Consider the following 4,137-nt stretch of genomic DNA (forward strand, 5'->3'; position numbering starts at 1 on the left):
CACCATGGTGTCGTATTCCTCGATGGCGAACGTCACCCGGCTGGTTTTCGACGGATCGTCGGCCTGCGAAGCGTTCGCCCAGGTGATGACGAGGCGGGTCGGCGGCGAAATCTCGACGACCTTGCCGACGAGTTCGACGGTCCGTTCGTCATTGGCGCGGATGTGTTCCCATTTCGAGCCCGGCGTCCATTCGGAGACGTTCTCGTGGCCCCAGTAGCGCTTTGCGATCTCGGGCTTGATTATCGCCTCGAACACCTTCTGCGGCGTCGAGCGGATATAGGTCACGTAGACAAAGCTCGTGGTCTCTCTGGTGGTCATTGGTCTTCTCCTTCGAGTTCCTGCTTCAGGTCGTGCAGCAGGCTGAGCCGCTGCCGTTCGAATTTCCGTACCCAGCGCTCGTAGACTTCGTGCAGCGGCACGGGATTGATGAAATGTAGTTTTTCGCGGCCGCGCTTGACCGTGCTCACCAGGTTGGCCGCCTCCAGCAGGTCGAGGTGCTGGGTGGCGGATTGCCTGGCCATGTCCAGATGATCGCAAAGCTGACCGAGCGTCTGCCCGTTCTGCTCGCACAGAAGGTCAAGCAGCCTTCTGCGTGTCGGGTCGCCCAGCGCTTTGAAAACCTTGTCGGCGTCCATCTGCCTCACTCTGTTGTAAGGCATAATATGCAGGTAAATACCTGCATGTCAACCGGCAATCCGACCGGCGTTGAATGACCGCTCGTCGGCACGGCTCCGCACCTGGCAACTGCGCCAGGCAGATCACCGTGAAATCGCGGAGCAAAGATATGTAAAATGAGCCTGCGGGGCTTCAAACGCCGCCAGGCTCTATCCGATTTTGAGCACGTCTCCGGCTAAAACCGGAACTATGCTTGCAGGGGACCTCAGGCGCCCTCGACCAGGACAATTTCGCCGTCGGCGACCTTCTGGCGAATGGCGGCGGCGCGCTGGTATTCCGGCGAATGGTAGCAATCGTGTGCGGCAGCCAGCGATTCGAACTCGATAATGACATTGCGTGCGCGGCCGGGGCCTTCGGCCTTTTCGTACTCGCCGCCGCGCGCCAGGAACTTCGCCCCGAAGCGCTCGAAGGCAGGTTTGGCGGCGGCGACATAGTCCTTGTAGCCTTCCGCGTCGCGCACATCGACACGAGCGATCCAATATCCTTTGGGCATTTTCTTGGTCTCCGAACTTGTTCCTGGAAATCTCAGGCCGAGCGCATCTCGTCGAGGATGGCTTCGGCCGCTTCCCGTTTGTTGGCCGCAGCAATGATCGGACGGCCGACGACGAGGTGGCTGGCGCCGTTGCGAATCGCCTGGCCCGGCGTCACCACACGCTTCTGGTCGCCATGGTCGCTGCCCGCCGGCCGGATGCCGGGCGTCACCACCGCCATGTCGGGTCCCACGATCCGGCGCACCGCCTCGGCCTCCGCGGCCGAGCAGACGATGCCGCCCATGCCGGCATGCAGCGCCTGTTCCGAGCGCCTAAGCACCAGCGTATGCGGATCGTACTCATAGCCGACGTCGATCATGTCCTGCTCGTCCATCGAGGTCAGAACGCTGACGGCAAGCAGGCAAAGGTCGCTGCCTCTGGCCGCCTCTACGGCGGCCTGCATAGCCTTGGGATAGGCGTGAATGGTCAGCATGGTCACGCCCATCTTGACGATGTTCTCGACACCCTTGGCCACCGTGTGGTCGATGTCGAGCAGCTTCATGTCTAGGAAGACGTTGGTGCCGCCGCTGGCCAGCTCCCTGGCGAAGTCGAGCCCGCCGGCGAAGGCAAGCTGGTAGCCGATCTTGTAGAAGGAGACGATGCCGTCGAGTTCGCGCACTGCCTGCTCGGCTTGCTTCACTGTCGGCACGTCGAGGCCGACGATGAGCCGGTCGCGCATGCTATTGGCGATCATGCCTCGATCCGGGTGGACAGCAGGCGCGAGGTCTCGATCAGCGTGCGGCATAGGTGCTCCATCGATTTGTGCAGTCTTTCGTCACGGAAATTTCCATCCTCGTCGAAGGCGTCACCGCCGTCGGGCACCGAGCATTCCGGCGTCACCACCTCCATCTGGCAACGCACCAGCACCGCGCGCAGATGGTTGATGCAGCGGATACCGGCAAAGTGCCCGTTGGAGGACGAGCAAAGGCCAACGACCTTGCCGGCCAGCGGCCTGACTGGCCGGCCACCATCCCTGCGCACCCGGCTCACCCAGTCGATCGTGTTCTTGAGCAGCGGCGGAATGGAGCCGTTATATTCGGGCGTGGCGATCAGCAGCCCGTCATGGGCCATGATGAGACGGCCGAGTTTCTGGGCGTTTTCGGGAACGCCTTTTTCCTTTTCCAGGTCTTCGTCCATGATCGGCAGGGGGTATTCGGCGAGCGAGATGCGGGTCACCTCGGCACCTTGCATGGCGAGTTCCTTTTGCGCCACGTCGGCGGCCCTGCCGCTATAGGCGCCGCTGCGCACCGAGCCGGCGAAGACGAGGATTTTCGGGATCACTGCCATTGGCCACCCTTGTTCCCGGACAGGTACAGCCAAGGACGGCTCAAATCAACGGCTGGATAGGATAGGGGAATAGGGCAGTAGGGAATATGGGAGTAGAAAATAGCCTGGAAATGGAACCCTTCATCCCTACTCCCTTACTCCCCTATTGCCTTATTCCCTTCTCACTAGTGCGCTTCGCGGCGATAGATCCACAGCTGCGTCGGCGGAATGTTGCGGAGGATGAAATCGAAATGTTTGACCGTATAATTGCCGCGGCCGGGTGGGATCGGCGACATCGGGCCATAGGTCAACTGCACGATCGGCCGTCCGGCCGGGATGCGGTCGAGCAGGCTCTCGATATAGGCGATGCGCTGGGCGACCGGAAAGTTGAGCAGCGGCACGCCCGAAACGACGGAATCGAAGATCATCCCGCTCTTGTCGCCAAGCGTGGCGTTGAGGTTGAAGGCGTCGCCCTCGATGACGTTGACGCCGGGATAGAGCCGCCGCAGGTGACGAACGAAATCCGTGGAATATTCGACAGCGTAGAGGTTTTCGGGGCGTACGCCCTGGGCGAGGATGGCGCGGGTGATGACGCCGGTACCGGGACCGACCTCGAGCACTGGCAGGCCGGATTTAGGATTGACGATCGAGGCCATCTTGCGCGCGGTGATCGAACTGGTCGGCACGATCGAGCCAACCGTCTTCGGCTTGTCGATCCAGCCCTTGAAGAATTTGAGTTCGTCGTCGAACTTTTCGACAAGCGCCTTCCGCAGTCCAGGGCCACGTGTCATGCAAGCTCTCCTCAGCGCTCCCCGCAAAGTTACTTAGCACCTGAGCGGTGCTAGGCAAGGCGCGGCCGGACGCATGTCGTGGATAAGATAATTTTCGTCGCGTCTCAAGGGGTGACGCGATTCAAGGATTTACGCGTGGCAAATCGGCTTACGCGGGCCAAAGTGCATCAACGCTCGCCGAAAGACTCGAAGAAATCCTTCATACGGGCGAAAAAGCCGCTCGATTGAGGCGAATTGTCCTGCGAGGAGAGCTGTTCGAACTCCTCCAGAAGTTCGCGCTGGCGCCGGGTCAGGTTCTGCGGCGTCTCGACCGCGGTCTGGATGTAGAGGTCGCCGACATTGGGCTGGCGCAGCACAGGCATGCCCTTGCCCTTGAGGCGGAACTGGCGCCCGTTCTGTGTGCCTTCGGTCACCTTGACCTTGGTCTGCGTGCCGTCCAGCGTCGTCACCTCGAAGGAGCCGCCAAGGGCTGCCGTCGTCATCGAGATCGGCACCTTGCAATAGAGATCGGCGCCGTCGCGCTGGAAGAACTCGTGCGGTTTGACCGCCAGGAAAATATAGAGGTCGCCCGAGGGCCCGCCGCGCAGGCCGGCTTCGCCCTCATTGGCAAGGCGGATGCGGGTGCCGTCCTCGATGCCGGCCGGGATGTTGACCGACAGCGAACGCTCCTCGGTGACGCGGCCCTGGCCGGCGCATTTCGGGCACGGATCCTTGATCGTCTGGCCGCGCCCCTGGCATTGCGGGCAGGTCCGCTCGATCGAGAAGAAACCTTGCGTGGCGCGCACCTTGCCGTGGCCGTTGCACATCGAGCAGGTGACGGGCTGGGTGCCGGGCTTGGCGCCGCTGCCCGAACATTCAGAGCACGAGATCGACGC

The 4,137-nt window shown here is 61.9% G+C and carries 7 protein-coding genes; all 7 read right to left on the reverse strand.

The window, feature by feature from the left end; genetic code table 11:
• Window positions 1–318: SRPBCC domain-containing protein (locus EN994_RS20580; RefSeq protein ID WP_127307769.1), on the reverse strand; the 318-nt coding region annotated here is incomplete at its 3' end.
• Window positions 315–635: a metalloregulator ArsR/SmtB family transcription factor gene (locus EN994_RS20585; RefSeq protein ID WP_013528592.1), complete on the reverse strand. Its 321-nt coding sequence runs from the start codon at window positions 633–635 to the stop codon at window positions 315–317. The genes EN994_RS20585 and EN994_RS20580, both read right to left, overlap by 4 nt.
• 245 nt (window positions 636–880) lie before the next feature.
• Window positions 881–1,168: a DUF1330 domain-containing protein gene (locus EN994_RS20590; protein WP_063169675.1), complete on the reverse strand. Its 288-nt coding sequence runs from the start codon at window positions 1,166–1,168 to the stop codon at window positions 881–883.
• A 32-nt stretch (window positions 1,169–1,200) separates the two neighbouring features.
• Window positions 1,201–1,899 (reverse strand): orotidine-5'-phosphate decarboxylase, encoded by a 699-nt coding sequence (pyrF, locus tag EN994_RS20595; protein WP_013528590.1) that lies wholly within the window; start codon window positions 1,897–1,899, stop codon window positions 1,201–1,203.
• Window positions 1,896–2,492: an NADPH-dependent FMN reductase gene (locus EN994_RS20600; protein WP_063169676.1), complete on the reverse strand. Its 597-nt coding sequence runs from the start codon at window positions 2,490–2,492 to the stop codon at window positions 1,896–1,898. The genes pyrF and EN994_RS20600 overlap by 4 nt, the downstream gene beginning before the upstream one ends.
• 164 nt (window positions 2,493–2,656) lie before the next feature.
• Window positions 2,657–3,262, reverse strand: a complete 606-nt coding sequence (pmtA, locus tag EN994_RS20605; RefSeq protein ID WP_013528588.1) for a phospholipid N-methyltransferase PmtA — start codon at window positions 3,260–3,262, stop codon at window positions 2,657–2,659.
• Window positions 3,263–3,429: 167 nt separating this feature from the next.
• Window positions 3,430–4,137: molecular chaperone DnaJ (gene dnaJ, locus EN994_RS20610; RefSeq protein WP_127307770.1), on the reverse strand; the 708-nt coding region annotated here is incomplete at its 5' end.

It is taken from the genome of Mesorhizobium sp. M7A.F.Ca.CA.002.09.1.1, assembly GCF_003998555.1.
In the GTDB taxonomy this organism is placed as follows: Bacteria; Pseudomonadota; Alphaproteobacteria; order Rhizobiales; family Rhizobiaceae; genus Mesorhizobium; species Mesorhizobium ciceri.

Excerpts from the sequence above, each read along its gene's own strand:
- EN994_RS20590 (WP_063169675.1), bottom strand. The coding sequence starts at position 1,168 with ATGCCCAAAGGATATTGGATCGCTCGTGTCGATGTGCGCGACGCGGAA.
- EN994_RS20585 (WP_013528592.1), bottom strand. The coding sequence starts at position 635 with ATGGACGCCGACAAGGTTTTCAAAGCGCTGGGCGACCCGACACGCAGA.
- EN994_RS20600 (WP_063169676.1), bottom strand. The coding sequence starts at position 2,492 with ATGGCAGTGATCCCGAAAATCCTCGTCTTCGCCGGCTCGGTGCGCAGC.
- pyrF (WP_013528590.1), bottom strand. The coding sequence starts at position 1,899 with ATGATCGCCAATAGCATGCGCGACCGGCTCATCGTCGGCCTCGACGTG.
- pmtA (WP_013528588.1), bottom strand. The coding sequence starts at position 3,262 with ATGACACGTGGCCCTGGACTGCGGAAGGCGCTTGTCGAAAAGTTCGAC.